Raw genomic sequence first — 339 nt, 5'->3', positions numbered from 1 at the left:
CCCGATAATATGGAAAAACATGTATCTACAGGATTTGTCCGTCAGAATCATTTGATGCTCGAAATGTTATCGGAACAGAGTTCTGAAAATAGCTCCAAGTTGACTGCAACGGCTATTTTTTTGCCTATGATTTTTCCGAAACTTTATCAAAAAATGAATCCAGTTTACAAAAAGCAATTTGAAAGTGTCGCTTTGGGTTCCTATGTGAAAAACGCCGAACGGATGCACGCCCCGTTTGAGAAATCCCCGAAGGACTATATTGCCCTTTTCAACGCGAAGGGGTTCTATTTTGCAAAAGGAGAGAAGGGGTTCGAAATCAAATCCATTTATACCGACAAA

General features: G+C 39.8%; 1 protein-coding gene. It reads left to right on the top strand.

All coding sequences use genetic code 11. From position 1 onward, the window contains the following. Positions 1–9: 9 nt before the first annotated feature. Positions 10–339: hypothetical protein (locus IV512_RS19810; protein WP_209406504.1), on the top strand; the 330-nt coding region annotated here is incomplete at its 3' end.

It is taken from the genome of Pseudozobellia sp. WGM2 (genome assembly GCF_017810075.1).
Lineage (GTDB): Bacteria > Bacteroidota > Bacteroidia > Flavobacteriales > Flavobacteriaceae > JADNYK01.
This window is presented reverse-complemented; position numbering and strand designations above follow the sequence as displayed.